Annotated in this window: 18 protein-coding genes; 11 read left to right on the top strand and 7 right to left on the bottom strand. The window is 59.3% G+C overall.

What is annotated here, in order from left to right:
* Positions 1 to 42 precede the first annotated feature (42 nt).
* The 8 genes from E5K02_RS10710 (at position 43) to E5K02_RS10680 (ending at position 8149) form a co-directional block, all read left to right on the top strand.
* A complete protein-coding gene (locus E5K02_RS10710; RefSeq protein ID WP_135394713.1) occupies positions 43 to 1773 on the top strand; it encodes an OstA-like protein in 1731 nt (576 codons plus the stop codon).
* A 55-nt stretch (positions 1774 to 1828) separates the two neighbouring features.
* Positions 1829 to 2653, top strand: coding sequence for an outer membrane protein assembly factor BamD (locus E5K02_RS10705; RefSeq protein WP_135394712.1), 825 nt, complete (start codon positions 1829 to 1831; stop codon positions 2651 to 2653).
* 93 nt (positions 2654 to 2746) lie between these two features.
* Positions 2747 to 3091, top strand: a complete 345-nt coding sequence (locus tag E5K02_RS10700) for a DNA-directed RNA polymerase subunit omega (protein WP_135394711.1) — start codon at positions 2747 to 2749, stop codon at positions 3089 to 3091.
* 11 nt (positions 3092 to 3102) lie between these two features.
* Positions 3103 to 3654, top strand: a complete 552-nt coding sequence (locus tag E5K02_RS26160; protein WP_317128908.1) for a flavoprotein — start codon at positions 3103 to 3105, stop codon at positions 3652 to 3654.
* 60 nt (positions 3655 to 3714) lie between these two features.
* Complete coding sequence (locus tag E5K02_RS26155; RefSeq protein WP_317128907.1) at positions 3715 to 4368, top strand: phosphopantothenoylcysteine decarboxylase; 654 nt, start codon at positions 3715 to 3717, stop codon at positions 4366 to 4368.
* The gene (gene porD / locus E5K02_RS10690) at positions 4361 to 5281 is read left to right on the top strand and encodes a type IX secretion system protein PorD (protein ID WP_135394710.1); all 921 of its coding nucleotides are present in this window, start codon (positions 4361 to 4363) and stop codon (positions 5279 to 5281) included. Before E5K02_RS26155 ends, porD begins: the two co-directional genes overlap by 8 nt.
* A gap of 218 nt (positions 5282 to 5499) precedes the next feature.
* Positions 5500 to 7173: a DNA repair protein RecN gene (gene recN / locus E5K02_RS10685; RefSeq protein WP_135394709.1), complete on the top strand. Its 1674-nt coding sequence runs from the start codon at positions 5500 to 5502 to the stop codon at positions 7171 to 7173.
* Positions 7174 to 7327: 154 nt separating this feature from the next.
* The gene (locus tag E5K02_RS10680) at positions 7328 to 8149 is read left to right on the top strand and encodes an enoyl-ACP reductase FabI (protein WP_135394708.1); all 822 of its coding nucleotides are present in this window, start codon (positions 7328 to 7330) and stop codon (positions 8147 to 8149) included.
* A 204-nt stretch (positions 8150 to 8353) separates the two neighbouring features.
* Here E5K02_RS10680 and E5K02_RS10675 read toward each other — a convergent pair whose 3' ends face one another.
* Complete coding sequence (locus E5K02_RS10675; protein ID WP_135394707.1) at positions 8354 to 9289, bottom strand: D-2-hydroxyacid dehydrogenase; 936 nt, start codon at positions 9287 to 9289, stop codon at positions 8354 to 8356.
* A 61-nt stretch (positions 9290 to 9350) separates the two neighbouring features.
* Positions 9351 to 9758, bottom strand: coding sequence for a hypothetical protein (locus tag E5K02_RS10670; RefSeq protein ID WP_135394706.1), 408 nt, complete (start codon positions 9756 to 9758; stop codon positions 9351 to 9353).
* Between the two features lie 260 nt (positions 9759 to 10018).
* Here E5K02_RS10670 and E5K02_RS10665 point away from each other — a divergent pair, with 260 nt between their 5' ends.
* Entirely contained in the window at positions 10019 to 12169 is a 2151-nt protein-coding gene (locus tag E5K02_RS10665; protein WP_135394705.1) for a carboxy terminal-processing peptidase, read from the top strand.
* A 705-nt stretch (positions 12170 to 12874) separates the two neighbouring features.
* On the opposite strand, the gene E5K02_RS10660 is transcribed toward E5K02_RS10665, so the two are convergent.
* Complete coding sequence (locus E5K02_RS10660) at positions 12875 to 13375, bottom strand: hypothetical protein (protein ID WP_135394704.1); 501 nt, start codon at positions 13373 to 13375, stop codon at positions 12875 to 12877.
* 229 nt (positions 13376 to 13604) lie between these two features.
* On the opposite strand from E5K02_RS10660, the gene E5K02_RS10655 reads away from it, so the two are divergent.
* Together E5K02_RS10655 and E5K02_RS10650 are read left to right on the top strand one after the other, a co-directional pair.
* Complete coding sequence (locus tag E5K02_RS10655; protein ID WP_135394703.1) at positions 13605 to 14942, top strand: cytochrome P450; 1338 nt, start codon at positions 13605 to 13607, stop codon at positions 14940 to 14942.
* Between the two features lie 73 nt (positions 14943 to 15015).
* On the top strand, positions 15016 to 15429 hold the full coding sequence (locus tag E5K02_RS10650; protein WP_135394702.1) for a tellurite resistance TerB family protein: 414 nt from the start codon (positions 15016 to 15018) through the stop codon (positions 15427 to 15429).
* A 22-nt stretch (positions 15430 to 15451) separates the two neighbouring features.
* Here E5K02_RS10650 and E5K02_RS10645 read toward each other — a convergent pair whose 3' ends face one another.
* The 4 genes from E5K02_RS10645 to E5K02_RS10630 form a co-directional block, all read right to left on the bottom strand.
* Positions 15452 to 15850, bottom strand: coding sequence for an ACT domain-containing protein (locus tag E5K02_RS10645; protein ID WP_135394701.1), 399 nt, complete (start codon positions 15848 to 15850; stop codon positions 15452 to 15454).
* Positions 15851 to 15900: 50 nt separating this feature from the next.
* Complete coding sequence (locus E5K02_RS10640) at positions 15901 to 16515, bottom strand: hypothetical protein (protein WP_135394700.1); 615 nt, start codon at positions 16513 to 16515, stop codon at positions 15901 to 15903.
* A gap of 82 nt (positions 16516 to 16597) precedes the next feature.
* Complete coding sequence (locus E5K02_RS10635) at positions 16598 to 16900, bottom strand: hypothetical protein (RefSeq protein ID WP_135394699.1); 303 nt, start codon at positions 16898 to 16900, stop codon at positions 16598 to 16600.
* Between the two features lie 271 nt (positions 16901 to 17171).
* The gene (locus tag E5K02_RS10630) at positions 17172 to 18380 is read right to left on the bottom strand and encodes a porin (RefSeq protein WP_135394698.1); all 1209 of its coding nucleotides are present in this window, start codon (positions 18378 to 18380) and stop codon (positions 17172 to 17174) included.
* Positions 18381 to 18418 lie beyond the last annotated feature (38 nt).

Here is an 18418-nt window from a genome sequence, read left to right as displayed (position 1 = left end):
AGATGGGCGTTACCAGCGGGCCTTCCGTACCTTTGCCCCGAAATGCGTTTTGTAAAGTTTGTTTTTCTGGTTTTTCTCGCCGCGCTGCCCCTGCTCAGCTGGGCTCAGCAACGCCCCCGGCCGGCGGCCCCACCCGCACCCCCCAAAGGCCAGCGCATCGAGCTGCTGCCCGGTACCGAGAAGCTGATTGGGGGCACCTTCAACGGCGTGGAGATTCGTAAGCTCATTGGCAACGTGAGCTTTAAGCAGGGCACCACCTTGCTTTACTGCGACTCGGCCTACCAGTATCTGGAGAAAAACGCCCTGGAGGCCTTCAGCAACGTGCGCATCATCCAGAACGACACGGTTACCATTACCGGCGACCGGGCCACCTACGACGGCGACACCCGCAAGGCCCGCATGACGGGCAACGTGGTGATGCGCGACCCCCGCATGACCCTGACCACCACGCTGCTCGACTACGACCTGAACAAAAACCTGGCGTACTACAGCACCGGCGGCCACCTCGTCGACCCCGAAAATACCCTGGACAGCCAGTTTGGGTACTACAATACGGTGTCGAAGGTGTTCAGCTTCAAGCGCAACGTGAAGCTGGTGACCAAAGAAAACAACATCGACACCGATACGCTGCAGTATAATACGGTGTCGAAAATTGCCTACTTCTTCGGCCCTACGCGCATCACGGGTAAGCAGGGCAACCTGTACGCCGAAAACGGCACCTACAATACCATTACTAAGGTTTCTAACTTCCAGCGCAACGCCAAGATTGAAACCCCGAACTACCTGCTCGGCGGCGACAAGCTGGTGTACGACGAGGCCCGGCAGTACGGCGTGGCTACCGGCCACGTGTCGATGATTTCGAAGAAAGACAACCTGGTGCTGCGCGGCGACGTGGGCAAGTACTGGCGGGCCCAGGGCCGGGCCAAGGTCTACGGCAGCAGCCCGGTAATGCGCAACATCACCGACAACGACACCTTGTACCTGGCCGCCGATACGTTGGTAAGCGTGGAGGGCCGCCCGCCCCAAAACGCGGCGGGCGTGCTGTATGCCTACCCCAGGGTAAAAATCTTCCGCACCGACCTGCAGGGCCGCTGCGACTCGCTGACCTACGACCGGCAGGACTCGATTATCTACCTCAACAAGCGCCCGGTGCTGTGGTCGGATAAAAACCAGCTGACGGCCGACAGTATGGAAATTCGGCAGCGCAACAAGAAAATTGACCAGATGCGCCTGTATGCCAACTCGTTTATCATCGGGCAGGACACGATTCTGAACTACAATCAGGTGAAGGGGCGCAACATGGTGGCCTACTTCGTCGACAACAAAATAAAAAAAGTGGATGTGCTTGGCAACGCCGAGAGCCTCTACTATGCTCTTGAGGGAGATACGGCTACCACGGGCCTTAACAAAGCCGTGAGTGCCAACATGGCCCTGCGCTTTGCCGACAACAAGCTCCAAACCATTACGTTCCTGACCAACCCCGACGCCAGCTTTATTCCGCCCCACGAGCTGAAGCCGGAAGACCAGAAGCTCAAGGGCTTTACCTGGCGCGCCACGGAACGCCCCACGCGTCGGCTGGTGTTAGGCAAGCACTTTGCCCTGCCCGTGAAAGCCAAAGCCAAGCCCAAGGCGAAAGTCAAACCTAAAACGGCCGTCAAAGCCAAGTCGAAACCCGCAACCAAGCCGAAGACTGCCGCGCCGAAAGCCACTTTGCCCAAGCCGGCCACTCCGGCTCCGAAGCCGAAAGCGCCCCTGACCCGGGCCGCTAAGTAGGCCACCGGCCTTCACCTTTGATTCGGCCTTGTAATCCGTTACCTTTGCCCCCCTTATGCTGTCTTTTCGCCCCGCCTTCTTTGTTCTGTTAGTGAGTACGTTGCTGCTTGGCTCGTGCTCCGGCTACCAAAAGCTGCTCAAGAGCAGCGACGTCAACAAGAAGTACGAGGCCGCGGTGCAGTACTACGACAAAGGCGACTTTTTTAAGGCTGGTACGCTGCTCGAGGATCTGATTCCGCTGCTGAAAGGTCGTCCCGAAGCGGAAAAAGCCCAGTTCTACTTCGCCAACACCAACTACCGGCAGCGCAACTACGTGCTCAGTGCCTACTACTTCAAGTCGTTTGCCGACACGTATCCCAACTCGCAGTACGCCGAGGAAGCTACTTTTTTGAATGCCAAGTCGCTGTTTCGCGACTCTCCGGAGTTTGAGCTGGACCAGACCAACACGTATTCGGCCCTCGAATCCATCCAGGACTTTCTGAACCGCTATCCGTCGAGCCAGTTCCGGCCCGAGGCGGAAAATATGTCGCAGGAGTTGCAGAAAAAGTTGGAAAACAAGGCTTTCCAGAGCGCCAAGCTCTACTACAACGTGCGCTACTACCAGGCGGCCGTTACGGCGTTCAGCTCCTTTCAGCAGCAGTACCCAGCTTCGGCTTTCAACGAGGATGCGGCTTTCCTGAAGCTAAGCGCCCAGTACGACCTGGCCAAGGAAAGCGTGCCGGAAAAGCAGCGGGAGCGGTACCTGGACGTATTGTCTTTTTACCAGGCCTTCATCGACAACTATCCGCAGAGCCGGAACCTGAAAGCTGCCGAATCCATGTACACCGCTTCGCGCGACGAAATGGCCAAGCTGAAGCCCGCCGATACGGCTGCCAAGTAAATTGTAACGAGCTGATGTCGTATTTTGGGCGGAAGTTGACCGCTCGAATGGCCTCGGCTCATTTTTTAAGTAGTACTTAAGACCCTTCATCATATGAAAACTCCGAACAACGTCTCTGCTTCCATCGTGACCCGCAACATGTCGGACTTCACCCACGAAACCGGCAACGTGTACGAGTCGATTGCCATCATCTCGAAGCGCGCCAACCAGATTTCGGTGAAGCTGAAAGAGGAGCTCAACGGCAAGCTGGCCGAGTTTGCTACCACGGTCGACAACCTGGAAGAAGTATTCGAAAACCGGGAGCAAATCGAGATTTCCAAGCACTATGAGCGTCTGCCCAAGCCGACCAACCTCGCCATTGAGGAGTTTCTGGAAGGCAAAGTGACGTTCCGTACGCTCGAAGAAGAGGCGCTGCCAGTAGTTCGTCCTACTGAATAAGTAGCCGCGCGATGCCGCTACAAGGCCGCAAAATCATTCTGGGCGTGTGTGGCAGCATTGCTGCCTACAAATCCGCCATGCTGGTGCGGCTGCTGATCAAGGCCGGGGCTGAGGTGCAAGTCATTCTGACGGCCTCGGCCTCGGCCTTTGTCACACCTTTAACCCTGGGCACCTTGTCTAAAAAGCCCGTGCTGACGGGTTTTCTGCGCGACGAGGCCGCCGGCGAGTGGCACAACCACGTCGAGCTGGGGCTCTGGGCCGATGCCTTGGTCATTGCCCCGGCCAGTGCCAACACGGTAGCCCAGCTAGCCAACGGGCACTGCCCCAACCTGCTGGCGGCCGTTTATCTGTCGGCGCGTTGCCCGGTGTTTTTGGCTCCCGCCATGGACCTGGACATGTACGTGCATCCGGCCGTGACCCACAACTTCGAGCGCCTGCGCAGCTTCGGCAACCACGTGCTCGAGTCGCCGGTCGGGGAGCTGGCCAGTGGCTTGTCGGGCCCGGGGCGCATGCTGGAACCCGAGGATATTGTGGCCCGATTGGAGCAGTTCTTTAGTGAATAAAAACCCAACGCCTCATGCCTCGCTACGGCACGAGGCGTTGGCATGCAAGCAAGTCAAGCAATGCGCGTCTTACTTACGGCCGGCCCCACCTACGAGCCGATTGACCCGGTTCGATTTATTGGCAACCATAGCACGGGCAAGATGGGCTATGCCCTGGCCGAAGCATTTGCTGCAACCGGCGCGCATGTAACGCTCATTAGTGGCCCCACCAGCCTGTCCAACCCCAGCAGCCCGCTGATTCATACTACGCGGGTCCAAACTGCGGCCGAGATGTTTGCCGCCGCCGCCGCTGCCGCGCCCGAGGCCGACGTGTGGGTTTTTGCCGCCGCCGTGGCCGATTACCGGCCGCGCACCGTAGCCGAAAACAAGATCAAAAAGGAGGGCGACACGCTGACCCTGGAGTTGGTCAAGAACGTGGACATTGCGGCTACGCTCGGCCAAACCAAGCGGGCTGAACAATTTTCCGTGGGTTTTGCGTTAGAAACCAACGACGAGGAAGCCCACGCCCGGGGCAAGCTGCAGCGCAAGAACTTCGACCTGATTGTGCTCAACTCCCTGCGTGACCCCGGGGCCGGCTTCCGCCACGATACCAACAAAGTGATGCTGCTGGACGCGGCGGGCCAAATGACTATCTTTGAGTTGAAGCCCAAAGCCGCCGTGGCCCACGATATCGTCCGCACCGTTCTTGCCCGCCTTTCCCTCCGCCATGCGTAAAGTTCTGATTCCGCTGCTGTTTGTGCTGACCCTGCTGACCCGCCCCGGGCAGGCCCAGGAAATATTGGCCGATGTGCAGATTACGGCCGAAAACGTCAACATTGCCGACCGGCAACTGGTGCAGCAGATGAAGAACGACATGCAGGCGTTTTTGAACACGCGGGCCTTCACCAACCAGACCTACCGGCCCGAGGAGCGGATCCGGTGCCGCATCTTTGTGGGTATTACCAACGTGCCCCAGACCGGTACCTACGAGGCCACGGCCCGGATTGTGTCGACCCGGCCCGTGTACGGCACCAGCTACGAAACCAACTTGCTGTCGTTTGCCGATAAGCGCTGGGTGTTCAACTATTCGCCCCAGAACCCGATTGACTACTCGGAAAACACGTTTGTTTCCAACCTCTCGTCCTTGTTGAGCTTCTACGCCTACATCATTATCGGCATGGACCAGGACAGCTTTTCCCGGCTGGGCGGCTCGCCTTACTACGACCGGGCCCGCAACATTCTGAATAACGCCGCCAACCAGACCGTGACCAATGAGGCCGATCCGGCCTGGCAGGATGCCGAGTCGCGCAACCGCTACTGGCTCCTCAATAACCTGCAGGACCCGCAGCTGGAGGCCTTCCGGACCGGTATTTACGCCTATTACCGGCAGGGGCTGGACATTTTTATTCAGAAGCCAGAAGAAGCCCGTACCAGCCTGTTTACGGCGTTGCAGGGCGTGCAGCAGGCCGCCATTCGCCGGCCCGGCACCCTGCTGGCCCGGGCCTTCTTCGACACGAAGTCGGATGAAATTTCCAATATTTTCCGCACGGCCCAGGACCAGCAGCAGAAGCAGCAGGTGGTCAATATGCTCACGGAAGTAGACCCCACCAACTCGGCCCGTTACCAGACAATTCTGCGCCAGCCGTAGTATTAGCGGGTGCGAATATAGAGCTGTGAGTTGCTAAAGTAGTTGGCGTAAGGTGGTTGTATCGTGAAAATCAACTAATTTTATTAGTTGGAACCAGGCTGCAAGAAGTTTTGGTGCTACGAGCTAGCTTTCCGTCTTTCTAGAGAAGGCCGATGGAGTAGTTGGGCACCAAGGCAAATCCGGCCTGCTTTCTATCCCCGCCAACTAATTGCAAAACCGTGCTGGTTGATCTTCGCATACAGAACTACGCTCTGATTGAGCAACTGGAGCTGCGGCCTTCCGCATTGCTCAATATTATTACCGGCGAAACCGGGGCTGGTAAGTCCATCATGCTGGGCGCTATTGGCTTGCTGCTCGGCAACCGGGCCGATTCCAAGATGCTCTTCGACACGCAGCGCAAGTGTGTTATCGAAGGCCAGTTCGATATTTCGAACTATCAGCTCCAGGATATTTTCGACTCCGAAGATCTGGACTACGACGCCCAGTGTATTCTGCGTCGCGAAATCAGCCCCTCGGGCAAGTCGCGGGCCTTTGTGAACGACACGCCCGTAACCCTGGACACGCTGCGCAACATCGGGGCTAACCTGATGGACATTCACTCCCAGCACGATACGCTGCTGCTCGGCGACGCCGTATTTCAGCTGAATCTGCTGGACCTTTATGCGGGCCTGGTGCCCACCCGGGCTCATTACAGCAACGCTTACCGGCAGTACCGCAAGCTGGAAGCCGACCTGAAAATGGTGGAGGACCAGATTGCCCAGGCCAACAAAGAGCTGGACTACCATAGTTTTCTGCTGAGCGAGCTGGAGGAGGCCCGCCTCGATGATGAGGATCAGGAGTCCCTGGAACAGGAAATAAAGCAGCTGGAGCACGCCGAGGAAATCAAGTACAAGCTCACCCAGGCCTTGCACAGCCTGAGCGAGAGTGAGTACTGCGCCGCCGGGAGCATGAAGGAAGCCGCCACGCTGCTCGGTCAGATTTCGGGTTATGCCGACTCGTTCAAAGTACTCAAAGAGCGCCTCGACAGCTGCCTGATCGAGCTTCACGATATTGCCGATGAAGTGGAAGCCACCGAGCGGCGCACCGAGGGCGACCCGGCCCGTATCGACGAGCTGCAGAGCCGCCTCAACGTACTCTACAACCTGCAGCGCAAGCACCAGGTGCGCGACGTGCCCGAGCTGATTGCCGTGCGCGACGACCTGCGCCAGAAAGTGGGTTCGGTGCTAAACCTGGACAAGGAACTCTCCCGCCTGCGCAAAGACACGGAAGGGGCCCTGGCCACCGTGACGCGGCAGGGCAGCAAGCTTTCGGAGAGCCGTAAAAAGGGCTTTCCTAAGTTTGAGAAGGAACTGGCCGGGTTGCTGGCCGAGCTGGGCATGCCCCACTCGCGCATCGTGGTGCAGCACAGCACCGGGCAGCCGGCGGCCAGCGGCATCGATATTATCAGCATTCTGTTTACGGCCAACAAGGGTGCCCAGCCCCAGACGCTGAGCAAGGCTGCCTCGGGGGGCGAATTCTCCCGCCTGATGCTGTGCATTAAGTATATGCTGGCCGACAAAACCGCGCTGCCGACCATCGTCTTCGACGAAATTGATACGGGTATTTCGGGCGAAATTGCGGTGAAAGTGGGCCGTATGATGCAGCAGATGGCCAAAAAGCACCAGCTCGTGGCTATTTCTCACCTGCCCCAGATGGCCGCCGCCGGCGACGCGCACTACTTCGTCTATAAAGAGGACCGCGCCGACCGCACCGTAAGCCGCATCCGCCAGCTGACGACCGAAGAACGGGTGCGGGAAATTGCCCACATGATAGCCGGGGCTAAGCCCAGCGAAAATGCCTTCCAGAGTGCCCGCGAGCTGCTGGCTATGCGGGGCGAAATCGTGGCTGCCTAATCCGGAACCGTCCGAATCAGAAGAGGCCCTGCACCATGCGGGGCCTTTTTTGTGTGCGTCTTAGCCGTTTGCAAACCCGGGAAAAGCGCGGGTGCGTGATGGAACCGTTTGAAAAGCTATTTTTGCCCACCATTCCCCTGCAAAACACAACCTCATGTCCAATAATCTGCTTGCCGGCAAAGTCGGTATTATCTCCGGCGCCCTCGACGAAAAATCCATTGCCTGGAAAGTTGCCTTGAAAGCCCACGCTGAAGGGGCCCGGTTTGTGCTGACCAACGCCCCGCTGGCCATGCGCATGGGCGAAATCAATAAGCTCTCGGAGCAGTGCGAGGCGCCCATTATTCCGGCCGACGCTACCTCGATGGAGGACCTGGAAAAGCTCTTCACCGGTGCCCAGGAGCACCTCGGCGGCAAGCTTGACTTTGTGCTGCACAGCATTGGCATGAGCACCAACATCCGCAAGGGCAAGCACTACGGTGAGCTGAACTACGAGTGGTTCCTCAAAACCCTGGATGTATCAGCCCTGTCGTTTCACAAAATGATGGCCGTAGCTGAAAAGCAGGACGCCCTGAATGAGTGGGGTTCGGTAGTAGCCTTGTCCTACATTGCCGCCCAGCGCGTATTCCCCGACTACACCGATATGTCGCAGGCCAAGGCCGTGCTCGAAAGCATTGCCCGCAACTACGGCTACCGCCTCGGCAAGCAGAAGAGAGTGCGCGTAAACACCATCAGCCAGTCGCCGACCAAAACTACGGCCGGCACCGGCGTGGGCGGCTTCGACGCTTTCTACGACTACGCCGACAAGATGTCGCCGCTGGGCAACGCCCCGGCTGAAGCCTGCGCCGACTACTGCATCTCGCTGTTCTCGGATCTGACCCGCTACGTGACCATGCAGAACCTGATGCACGACGGCGGCTTCAGCAGCACGGGTATTTCGGAGGATATCGTGGAGACGATTACCAAGCTGAATTCGTAATTACGTTTCAGTGCTAACGCAAAAAGCCCGGCCAGTTGGTCGGGCTTTTTTGATGCAATTGCGCCTGGCAATTAGGCATAAGCCAACCTCAGTCAAACCGAATTTCGGTGGGCCACCAGTAGAACAGGCCGCTGCTCAAGAAAAAGCCTGGAAAGTATTGCTGCATAAAGGCAGCGCTGGGCAGGGGAGACATAGTTCTATTGGCTAATACCCGCGCCCCAGCTCCACCAGATTCTCCAGCGGCTCGCCGCGGCGCAGCAGCTCCAGGTTGTGCAGCAGCATTTCCACTTTGCCTTCGTCTTCCCGGGGCTGGCCGCCGCCGGTGTGCTGGGTGAGCAGCACGTTGGGTAACGTCCAGAGCGGGTTGTCGGCGGGCAAAGGCTCCTGCGCCGTTACATCGAGCACTGCGCCCCCGAGGCGGCCGGCTTGCAAGGCGGCTAGGAGGGCGGGCTCGTCGGTGGTATTGCCCCGGCCTACGCTGGCGTAGATGCTGCCGGGTGCCATAGCCGCTACCAGCTCCGCCGAAAAGAAGTTTTCGGCGCTGCCCGGCAGGCAGTTGACAACGATGTCGGTTTCGGGCAGCACGGCCAGCAGCTCGGCGGCGGAGTGGAGCTGGGCCTGCGGATCGGTGCGGGCCAGCAGCTGCACTGTGCACCGAAAGCCGCTGAGCTGCTCGCGCACGGCCTGGCCGATGGCTCCGGCGCCCAGAATCACGACCCGCTTGTGGCGCAGCAGCCCGGTTTGGGCCCGCAGCGGGGCACCTACCCAGCGGCGTTGTTGCTGGAGCACGGCCAGCTGGGGAATCTGCCGGTACAAAGCCAACAGGCCCGCTACCATGGTTTCGGCGCAGGGCCAGGCAAAAAAGTCGCCCATGTTGGCCACCGGAAACGGCAGGTGCAGCCCCCGGTACCGCTCAAAACCGGCCGAGTCGATTTGCCAGAAGCGCAGCGGCAGCGGGGAGGAACTGGTAAACCAGGCTGGCGGCACATTGCCCAGGACCACTTCTGCCCGCTGAAAGGCCGCTAGCTGCTGCTCGGGAGCCAGATCGGTGCGAAAAACTGGCATGACCCCGGCCGGAAGCTGCTGCATTAACGCGTGGCGGGCGGCCGGGCTAAGCGCCGAATAAATGAATAGGTGCATGGTTGCTGGGGCTGCCTAGATGAGCTGGTTGGCAGCTACATTTCTCTAGTCGGTCTGGGTTTTATGGTTGGGCGCGTAACCACGTCTGGGCCTCGGTGAGGCTGGCGAAGAGCTGAATGTGCAGCAGGTCGCCGATGCGGTGTTGCAGGTCTTCAATGGAAAGCTGACCAAACACGTCGGGCGACAGGACCTGGGCGAAGTAACGGAGCCCGGCACTGATAATCAGCGGGGTCCAGACCTGCTGAATCCAGTCGTTGGCTTCCGTAAACGTGCCGACCAGGTCGCGGTGGTCGTTGAGCAGCTTGGGGCAGGGCGCGGCGCGCAGCATGTCCACGTAGGTGAGGCCCCCGTCCATGATAGTGCCCATGGTCTGGCGACCCTGCCAGCGGGCATGAATCCAGTTTTCCTGCTGATTGCGCTCCACGGTAAGGTATACTGACCCGTCGCCCCGGTAAAGAGATGTTGTCATGGTTAAGCGAATGGTCTGTAGCCGATCAATTGGCTAAAAACGCGTTATTGGCACAAAGATGCAGAATTGTGCGGCCCCGGCCGGGCGGGGCTGAACTACTGGCCTCCCCGGCATCGTTGTGCAACTAGCCTGGCAGTTTAGTGTCTTACTGTCTGCTGTTTCGGCACCACGAGTTGGAGCAGAGCCAGGGCACCTACCACGCATCTTGGGCTGAGAACCGGCCATCCTCTACGTTGTTATATCTTTTTTGTCCATAGCACATGGCATCATTTCGCTCTTCTCTAGGTTTCTCAGCCCTGCTGCCGGGCCTGTTTGTTTTATTGCCCAGCGGGGTATTGTCGCAGCAACCTGTAGATGATCTGCCGCCGCAGAAAAAAGAAGTGCTGCTGGCTACCGTTACGCAAGGCCTGGGCGTGGCCCACGTGCAACCCGAACAGCTCAATGACGATTTCTCGCGCCGGGTATTTTCGCTTTACCTCAAGCACCTCGACGGCAGCAAACGATTCTTACTGCAGCCGGATATCAAGCAGCTACAGCAGTTCGAAACCAGCATCGACAACGAGCTCAAGCAGGGCAAGCACGGCTTTCTGGACTTGAGCACCAAGCTTATCAACCAGCGGGTGCAGGAAGTGCAGAGCCTGTACCGGGAGCTGCTGCAGCAGCCGTTCGAGTTTACGGCCAACGAAACCCTGGAAACCGACGCCGACAAGCTGAATTACCCAACCGATGCCGCTGCCCGCAAGGAGCGGTGGCGCCGCCTGCTCAAGTACCAAACCATGATGCGGGTATCGGAGCTGATGGACGAGCAAAACCGGAAACAGACCAAGTCGCTGGCGGCGGCCAAGGCCAAGCCCTCGGATGCCAGCATCTCGCCCCCGGTGCGCACACCCGCTCAGCTCGAAGCCGACGCCCGCAAGCAGGTGCTCAAGTACTACGACGAGTCGTTCAGCGACCTGCGCCAAACCGATGAGGCCGACCGCCTGGCCGAGTTTGCCAATACCATTGCTAATACCTTCGACCCGCACTCGGAGTATTTTGCGCCCAAAGACAAAACCAACTTTGACCTGGCCCTCACCGGCCGCCTCGAAGGCACCGGGGCCCAGCTAGGGGAGAAGGACGGGCAGGTGTTCGTGGCCAGCATCGTGCCCGGCTCGGCTTCCTACCGGCAGGGCGAGCTAAAAGCCGGCGACATTATTCTGCGCGTGGCCCAGGGCGCCGCCGAACCGGTGGCGGTGGAAGGCATGCGCTACGACAAGGTAGTGCAGATGATTCGGGGCAAGAAAGGCACCGAGGTACGCCTGACGGTGAAAAAGCCCGACGCCAGCACCAAGGTTATTTCCATCATCCGCGACATCGTGGTGCTCGAGGAAACCTACGCCCAGTCGGCCGTTATCAACGAAGGCGGTAAGAAAATCGGCTACATCCTGCTGCCCAGCTTCTACGCCGACTTCAATCACAACGGTGGCCGCAACTCGGCCGACGACGTGAAGGCGGAGCTGGCAAAGCTGAAGCGCGAAAACGTGGACGGCGTAGTGCTCGATCTGCGCTTCAATGGCGGGGGCTCCCTGCAGGACGCGGCCGAAATGGCGGGCCTGTTTGTGGCCAGTGGCCCAATGGTGCAGGTAAAAGGCCGGCAAGGTGCGGCCCAGCTCGTCGGCGACCCCGACCCGCAGGTGCAGTACGACGGTCCGCTGGCCGTGCTGGTCAATAAGTACAGCGCTTCGGCCTCCGAAATTCTGGCCGGCGCTATTCAGGACTACAAGCGCGGGGTAATTGTGGGCAACACCACCTACGGCAAGGGTACGGTGCAGCGTGTGTTCGAGCTGGACGATATTATGAATCCGCAGCTGGCCAGCCTCAAGCCGTTTGGCTCGCTGAAGATGACGATTCAGAAGTACTACCGGGTCAGTGGCTCTTCCACCCAGTTTAAAGGCGTAACCCCGGACATTCAGGTGCCCGACGCCTACAGTGCCCTGGCCGACGGTGAGCAGGATACGGACTACCCACTGCCCTGGGACGAAATTGCCCCCGCTACCTACCAGACCTGGGCCGCCGCCCCGGCCGTAGAGAAGCTGGCTGCGGCCAGCCGCCAGCGGATTGCCGCCAACTCTGCGTTTGGCTTGCTCACCGATGCGGTGCAGGGCATGGTAAAGCGCCAGAAAGACACCCAAGTGTCGTTGAACCTGACGAAGTACCGCGCCGAGCAGCAGCTGGCCCACGAGGCCGCTGAGAAATTCAAGCAAACCCAGCAGGCCGCGCCTACCCTGGAAGTAGCGCCGCTGCTGGCCTCGGCGGCTACCCCAGCCGACAGCCTAGCCAGCGGCCGAACCGCCCGTTTCGTGCAGCCGCTGCGCAAGGATCTGACATTGCGCGAGGCCGTTGCCGTGTTGCAAGACGAGTTAGTGAAGTAACTGGCCTTCCTGTTGCTTCATAACAATGCCCAAAAGTCGCACGACACGACGTCGGAAGCTAGGAAAGAAATCTTCTACAGTCACTCACGCAACCAGTACTTGGATTCCGTCTCGGTACTGGTTGATTGGGCTCGTAGGAAGCTTGATTTTTGTGTACTTCATGCCACGAAAGGTTCTGTATGGAGAATGGTTTGGTCATGACGTATTCTTGCTTAGCTTAATTTTTGGCCTAGTGCCTGTCCTGGTATATCTCACCATCCAAGCATTTGTGGTGGGTGGAAAGTGGGCATCTATAGTAGCGTACGCAACCCCGCTGCTTGTTGGCCCAACCTTTGGTCTGCTTATGGAGCATAGAGAACAGCAGGCTTTACACGAACAGGGTGTGTGGACTAAAGGCATCGTTAGGCAGCGGGAGCAGGTCAGACCCAGAAAAGGAAAACCTTATTGGCAGTTTTACTGCACCTTCACTGTGGAGGGAACAACTTACCAAACAGCCTACAGACCGGAGAATAACTATTCTCACGCTCCAGGCGACACCCTAGACATTGTTTACTGCCAGGACTTCCCGAAAATCAATGAAGTCGGGTTTCTCTACCAGCGGTAGTAAGCTTGTGCTGTAAACACTTATTCTTTAAAATACACTTATACAAAAGCCCGCCACAAGAACATTGCGGCGGGCTTTTTCATGACCAACAGGTAGCAGCGCTACTCCCGTAGCCACCGCTCCATGCGCGGAAACCCAGCAGTAGTCGTCAGGCCCATCCATACCAGCAAGGGCAAGCCAATATTCTGACCCGAGCGAAAGTTCTCAATCAGCCAGTCGCTCTGATTACGGTAGCCGGCCGGATGAAACACAACTTCGGGCGGCAGGCCCAGGGCTAGGGAGGCGGCATAGGACCATCCCAGTACGGCCAATTCATCACCTTCTTTCTCAGGAGTATTTTCCGTCACGTTGGCTTGCAACAGGTGGCGCTCGGCGGCGGGCGTCACAGCAATGTGGCCGGCCTCGTGCAGAATGTCGCCGGGGTAAAGCAGCAGCAGCCGGTCGACCACCAGTACGCCCCGGTCGATGAGCAGGCCGGGCAAAAAGGTCGCGCGGCCTGTCAACTCTTCTTCGCGCACCTCCAGGCCAATGTCGCGCACGAAAGCTAACAGCGGGTCAATCTGGGGGTTGGGGGCAGCCAAAGTGGTGAAGGAACGAAGCATGGGCGCAAGATAAGACGCGGCTGCCGAAGCCCTGCCGCCAAAGTCTCAAGACCGGGTGCCAAGCTCCACGCTAACACCTGATTCCTATGTCAGGCGTATCCTGGAGGGCGAATGGACGTATGAAAAAAGGCCCCTACCGTCCTATTAGGGCCATGCTCAACTGTAGTGGGCGTGCATGTCGCATGTCAGCTGCTTCTGTTCCTACTGCCTTTTCCTATCCACAACTGCTATGCAAACAATACCCCGTGACTCTAGTCTGGACAGCACCCTTGATGTGGTGCGCGAAGGGTTTCCATTCCTTTGGAACCGTACCCGCCGTCTGCATTCTGATATTTTCCAGATTCGCTTACTGGGTATGAAAACCATCTGCCTGCACGGTCCGGAAGCAGCGCAGTTGTTCTACGACCCGGCCCGCTTTGTTCGGGAAGGCGCCGTGCCCCGCCGCATCCAGACAACGCTCATGGGCCTGGATGCCGTGCAGACCAAGGATGGGGCCATGCACCGCTGCCGCAAAGACGCGTTTATGTCGCTGATGACGGACCAGAGCCGCCGGCAGCTGTTGCAGCTGCTGGCCGACGAGTGGCAAGCCGCCGCCGCACAGTGGGAGCAGCAGCCGGAAGTGGTGCTGTTTGAGGAAGCCCAGGAAGTGCTGTGCCGGGCCGCTTGCGCCTGGGCCGGCGTGCCGCTCAAAGACAAGCAAGCCCGGCGGCGGGCCCGCGACTTTGGGGCCATGGTCGATGGTTTTGGTGGCGTGGGGCCTCGGCACTGGCGCGGCAAACGGGCCCGAACCCGGACCGAAAACTGGATTGAGGGCATCATCAAGAAAATCCGTAAGGGCAAGCTGCCGGTAGTTAAAGGCAGCGCCGCCGACGTTATGGCCTACCTGCGCGACGCCGACGGGCAGCAGCTGGATGCCCGCATGGCTGCCGTTGAGCTGATGAATGTGCTGCGGCCGATTGTGGCCATTGCTACCTATATCACCTTTGCGGCGGTGGCCTTGCACGAATACCCGGCTTACCGCGGCCTGCTGCGCGCCACTCACGAAGACTATACCGAGTTCTTCGTGCAGGAAGTGCGGCGCGACTTTCCGTTTGCGCCCTTTCTGGGGGCCCGGGTGCGGGAAGACTTTACATGGCGCGGCTGCCAGTTTGCGAAAGGTACCCTGGTACTGCTCGATGTGTACGGTACCAACCACGACCCGCGCCTGTGGCACAACCCCAACCTCTTCTGGCCCGACCGGTTCCGCAACCGCCCCATCAGTCCCTTCGACTTTATTCCGCAGGGGGGCGGGCACTACGAAAATGGCCACCGTTGCGCCGGGGAGTGGATTACCATTGAAGTACTCAAGCAGGCCGTTACCTTTCTCAATACCGGCCTGCGCTACGACGTGCCAGCCCAGGACCTGCGCTACAGCCTCACCCGAATGCCCACACTCCCGGCCAGCGGCTTCGTGATGCGCAACGTGCGGGTTACCGGGCAGCTGGCTCCTACGGCGGTGCAAACCAGCGCCTGCCCGTTTCATCATCACTCGGCCGCCCATACGGCCGTCCGGCCACCGGCTGCTTAGCCAAGCCGTTGCCGGTAGCTTCAGCTAGTAGCACCAGGCAAAGGCTACTGTTTTCACTCTTTTACTTTCCCCCATGCAAGAGCAACATTCCCTGGAAGATGTGCTAAACACGCCCCAGAAGAAATTATCCTTTTTTCAAAACCTGGTTCTTATAGCCGCCGCCGATGGCGAATTGGACGAGCAGGAAAGCCAGTTGCTGCTCCAGATTGGCAACCGGCTGGGGTTGAAGCCGGAAGAGGTGCAGCCCATTGCCGACAATCTGGACATACTGAGCTTTATCGTGCCTTCCGAAGGCCTGCAACGCACCCTGGAGCTGCAGACGCTGGTGCAAATGATGCTGCAGGACGGACAAATTGACCCCCGGGAGTACGGCCTGTGCATGGAATACGCCAACCGCATCGGCTACGGCAAAGACATTCTCGATGACATGGTGTCGCAGCTGGCCGGCGGGGCTCCGCTGGGCCCGCGCAATCCGCCCACCGTGTAAAGTGACTGGTGGCGCTACAGTTCTATTCCTGGGCGGCCAGTTCCTGTAGCACCTGCAAGGCCCGGTCGGCGTCGGTAGCGGCCACGAAAATATGGTCGTGGTAGTAGGCCGCTACCACGTTGCAGCTGATCTGGGCGCGAGCCAGGGCCTGGGCAAAAGCAGCGGTGAGGCCCACGGCTTCGAGCGAGGAATGCACCGTCAGGGTAAGCCAGGCGGCCCGGTAGGAGTAGGGCAGCTGCAGCCGGTCGGCCGTAGCCTGGGGCAGGATGACCGTTGGGCCCTCGGCTTCGCGAAACATCCCAATACACTCGCTCAGGTCGACGCCGGCCAGGGAGGGCAGGGAACAAAAGACGTAAGTGCCCGGCTGCCGCACCGGCCGCAGGGTGCGCAGCAGTTGCGCAAGGTTGGTTTCACCGCTCATACGGGCGAAGGTAGGGCCAAACGGGCAAGGGCAACCGGCGCGGCCGCGAACTAGCGGCGGTTGCGGCCCAGCATTACCTCCACGGCAATCAGGACGAGGCCCAGCAGGATGAGGAAAGCCAAGCTGCCGTAGCCAACCCACTTTTCGCCGGTTTTGCTGAACAGGTAGGCCCCGCGCTGCCCGCCATACAGCGTTTCGGCCTTAATGGTGCCGGCCCGGCTCAGGGTGCCCACCACGAATACCTCACTGCCCCGCTCGAAGCCGTTGTAATTAGCGCGTTTGGTTTGCTTCTGCCGGGCGGTTTTTTCCAGGGCATAGCCCGGCTCAACGGCCACGGTGCCATCGGCGGTTTCCAGCAGCAGGGCGGGTACTACCCGGTCGTCTTCCACCCACACGCCCGGCTCTTTTTCCGAATAGCGTAGCTCGCTGCTGCGCACATAGGCTACCAACGTGCTGTAGCGCTGGGGCATTGTCTGGCTAATACGGCCTTCTACCAGCACGTCGCTGCCGACGGGCAGCCGGCGCACGGCCGCGGCCGACAAGGGCTCAAGCCGACGAAGGCGGGACAAAACCGAATCAGAAAAGTTGAACAGCACCCACAACTGTACCAGGGCGTAGCCAATGGCCAGCAGCCCCATCCACACGAGCTTGTATCTTTTGAGCATTCCGGTTACAACGCATCCACTGAGTAGGCCAAGTAAGGCGGCCGGGCGGGAAAAAGCAACTACTGCGGCTGTTCACCCACTCCTACTGAGCCCGCAGCCAGGACTGGGCCGTGGGCAGGCTGTCGAAGAGGTAAATATCCAGCTGGTCGCTGATGCGGTGCTGCAGGTCTTCAATGGAGAGCTGCCCGAAGATATCCGGCGACACTACCTGGCCAATAGAGTGCAGCCCGGCACTGATAATCAGGGGCGTCCAGACCTCCTGAATCCAGGCGTTGGCCTCACTGAAGGTGCCCACTAAGTCGCGGTGGTCGTTGAGCAGCTTGGGGCAGGGCTGCTGGCGTAGCATGTCGAGGTGGGTCAGGCCGCCATCCATTACCGTACTCAAGGTTTGACGGCCGTACCAATGGGCATGAACCCAGTTATCAGCGGGCTGGTACTCAAGTGTAAGGTAAATGCTACCGTCTCCCCGCCGCAACGAATGAATCATAACTACGCTCTTCCAATAGGTGTTTCCGCAACCAAGCAGGGAAACACGTGCCGCAAATAACGCGGCAAAAGAAGAATAGTTGGCGAATCGAAGCCCTAAATATCTACTGTTGAGCTACCCCAAAGGCTCGGAGTGCGGGGAGTTGCTGAGGTAACGCCTGGCATGCCGACTAAAAATTAAGCTGGGCCTGCAGGCGCAGCAAGCCGCCCCGCTGCCGGTTGTCGGGCCGTTGGAAGTCCTCAAAGCGGCGCGACGACAGCGTATACATCGTTACCAGCTCGAAGCTGCTGAAGGGCTGCCATTCTACCCCAAACTCGGCTTCGCGCACGGTGTAGCTGCGCGCATCCCGCTCGTGTTTCTTGCCCCCGTCGTAGTACTGCATCCGCACAAAAGGATAAAACTGCTGCTGTTGGTACTGCAGGCGCATGTTCAGCAGCACGTAGCCACCGTGCAGCCGCTGGGTTTCGATGCTGTCGGTGCTGGGGTTGAATTCCGGGCCGCGGCCCACATTGTACTCGGCCTGTACCCCAAATGGCTGGGGGTAGAGCACGAAGGTGGCCGCCAGGCGCTGGTCGGGGTAGCTCAGGTCGGGGCGGTGCTGCACGCCGGTCGAGAGTTGGTCTTTGGCTACTACGTACTGGCCCGTGTAGGCCTGCACCGAAGGCTCCATCAGCTGGCTGCCCAGTGCGAAAGGGTAGGCCACGCGGGCCACCACGTGGCGCTGGTCGTTGAGCTCAGGGCGGTTGGCCGTTTGCCCGTTATACACGCCCAGGCCCAGTACGCCGTAGTCGCCCGAGCCTTTCAGGCCATCCTTCACCAGCTGGCTGAAGCGCTTCCGAATGTTGGTCGGGGCCCAATAAAAAAAAGCGCCCAAATCCCGTTCATTGGATAGGGCGCTGTTCAGCGCATCGTTGCGGTCCAGGGCCAGGCGGTTCTGGCTCGACTGCATGTTTTCGAAGCCGTAGGGCACTTTGCTTTGGCCCACCCGCACCCGAAACTGACTCGCCTTGTCCAGGCCCAGGTCCATGTAGGCGTCGCGCAGCAGCCCCACGTTCAGGGTCGAGTTGCCGCTGAGGGTGCTGGCAAAGTCGGGCTGCAAGTAAAAGTAGATCCGCTCGTTGAGCTGCCCGAAGAAGATCAGGCGCACCCGCCGCAGCGAGAAGCCGCCATTGGTGCCCCAGGATCGGTCGCACTGCTCGCACTGCAAATTGGGGTTGGTTTCCAGCAGACGGTTGTAGCGGGCCTGCACGTAGCCGCGAATGGCGAAGCTCTCAAACCACTTTTTAGAGGCCGGTGGGGCCTTCATTACTGAGTCAGCAGCTTGGCCGTGGGCAAGGCCGGCTGCAAAAAGCAACAGGCTGGTTAACAGTTTCTTCATAAAAAGGTAATGCTGGCGCAAAGTGCGGCATTACCTGT

Source organism: Hymenobacter metallicola (assembly GCF_004745645.1).
In the GTDB taxonomy this organism is placed as follows: Bacteria; Bacteroidota; Bacteroidia; order Cytophagales; family Hymenobacteraceae; genus Hymenobacter; species Hymenobacter metallicola.
This window is presented reverse-complemented; position numbering and strand designations above follow the sequence as displayed.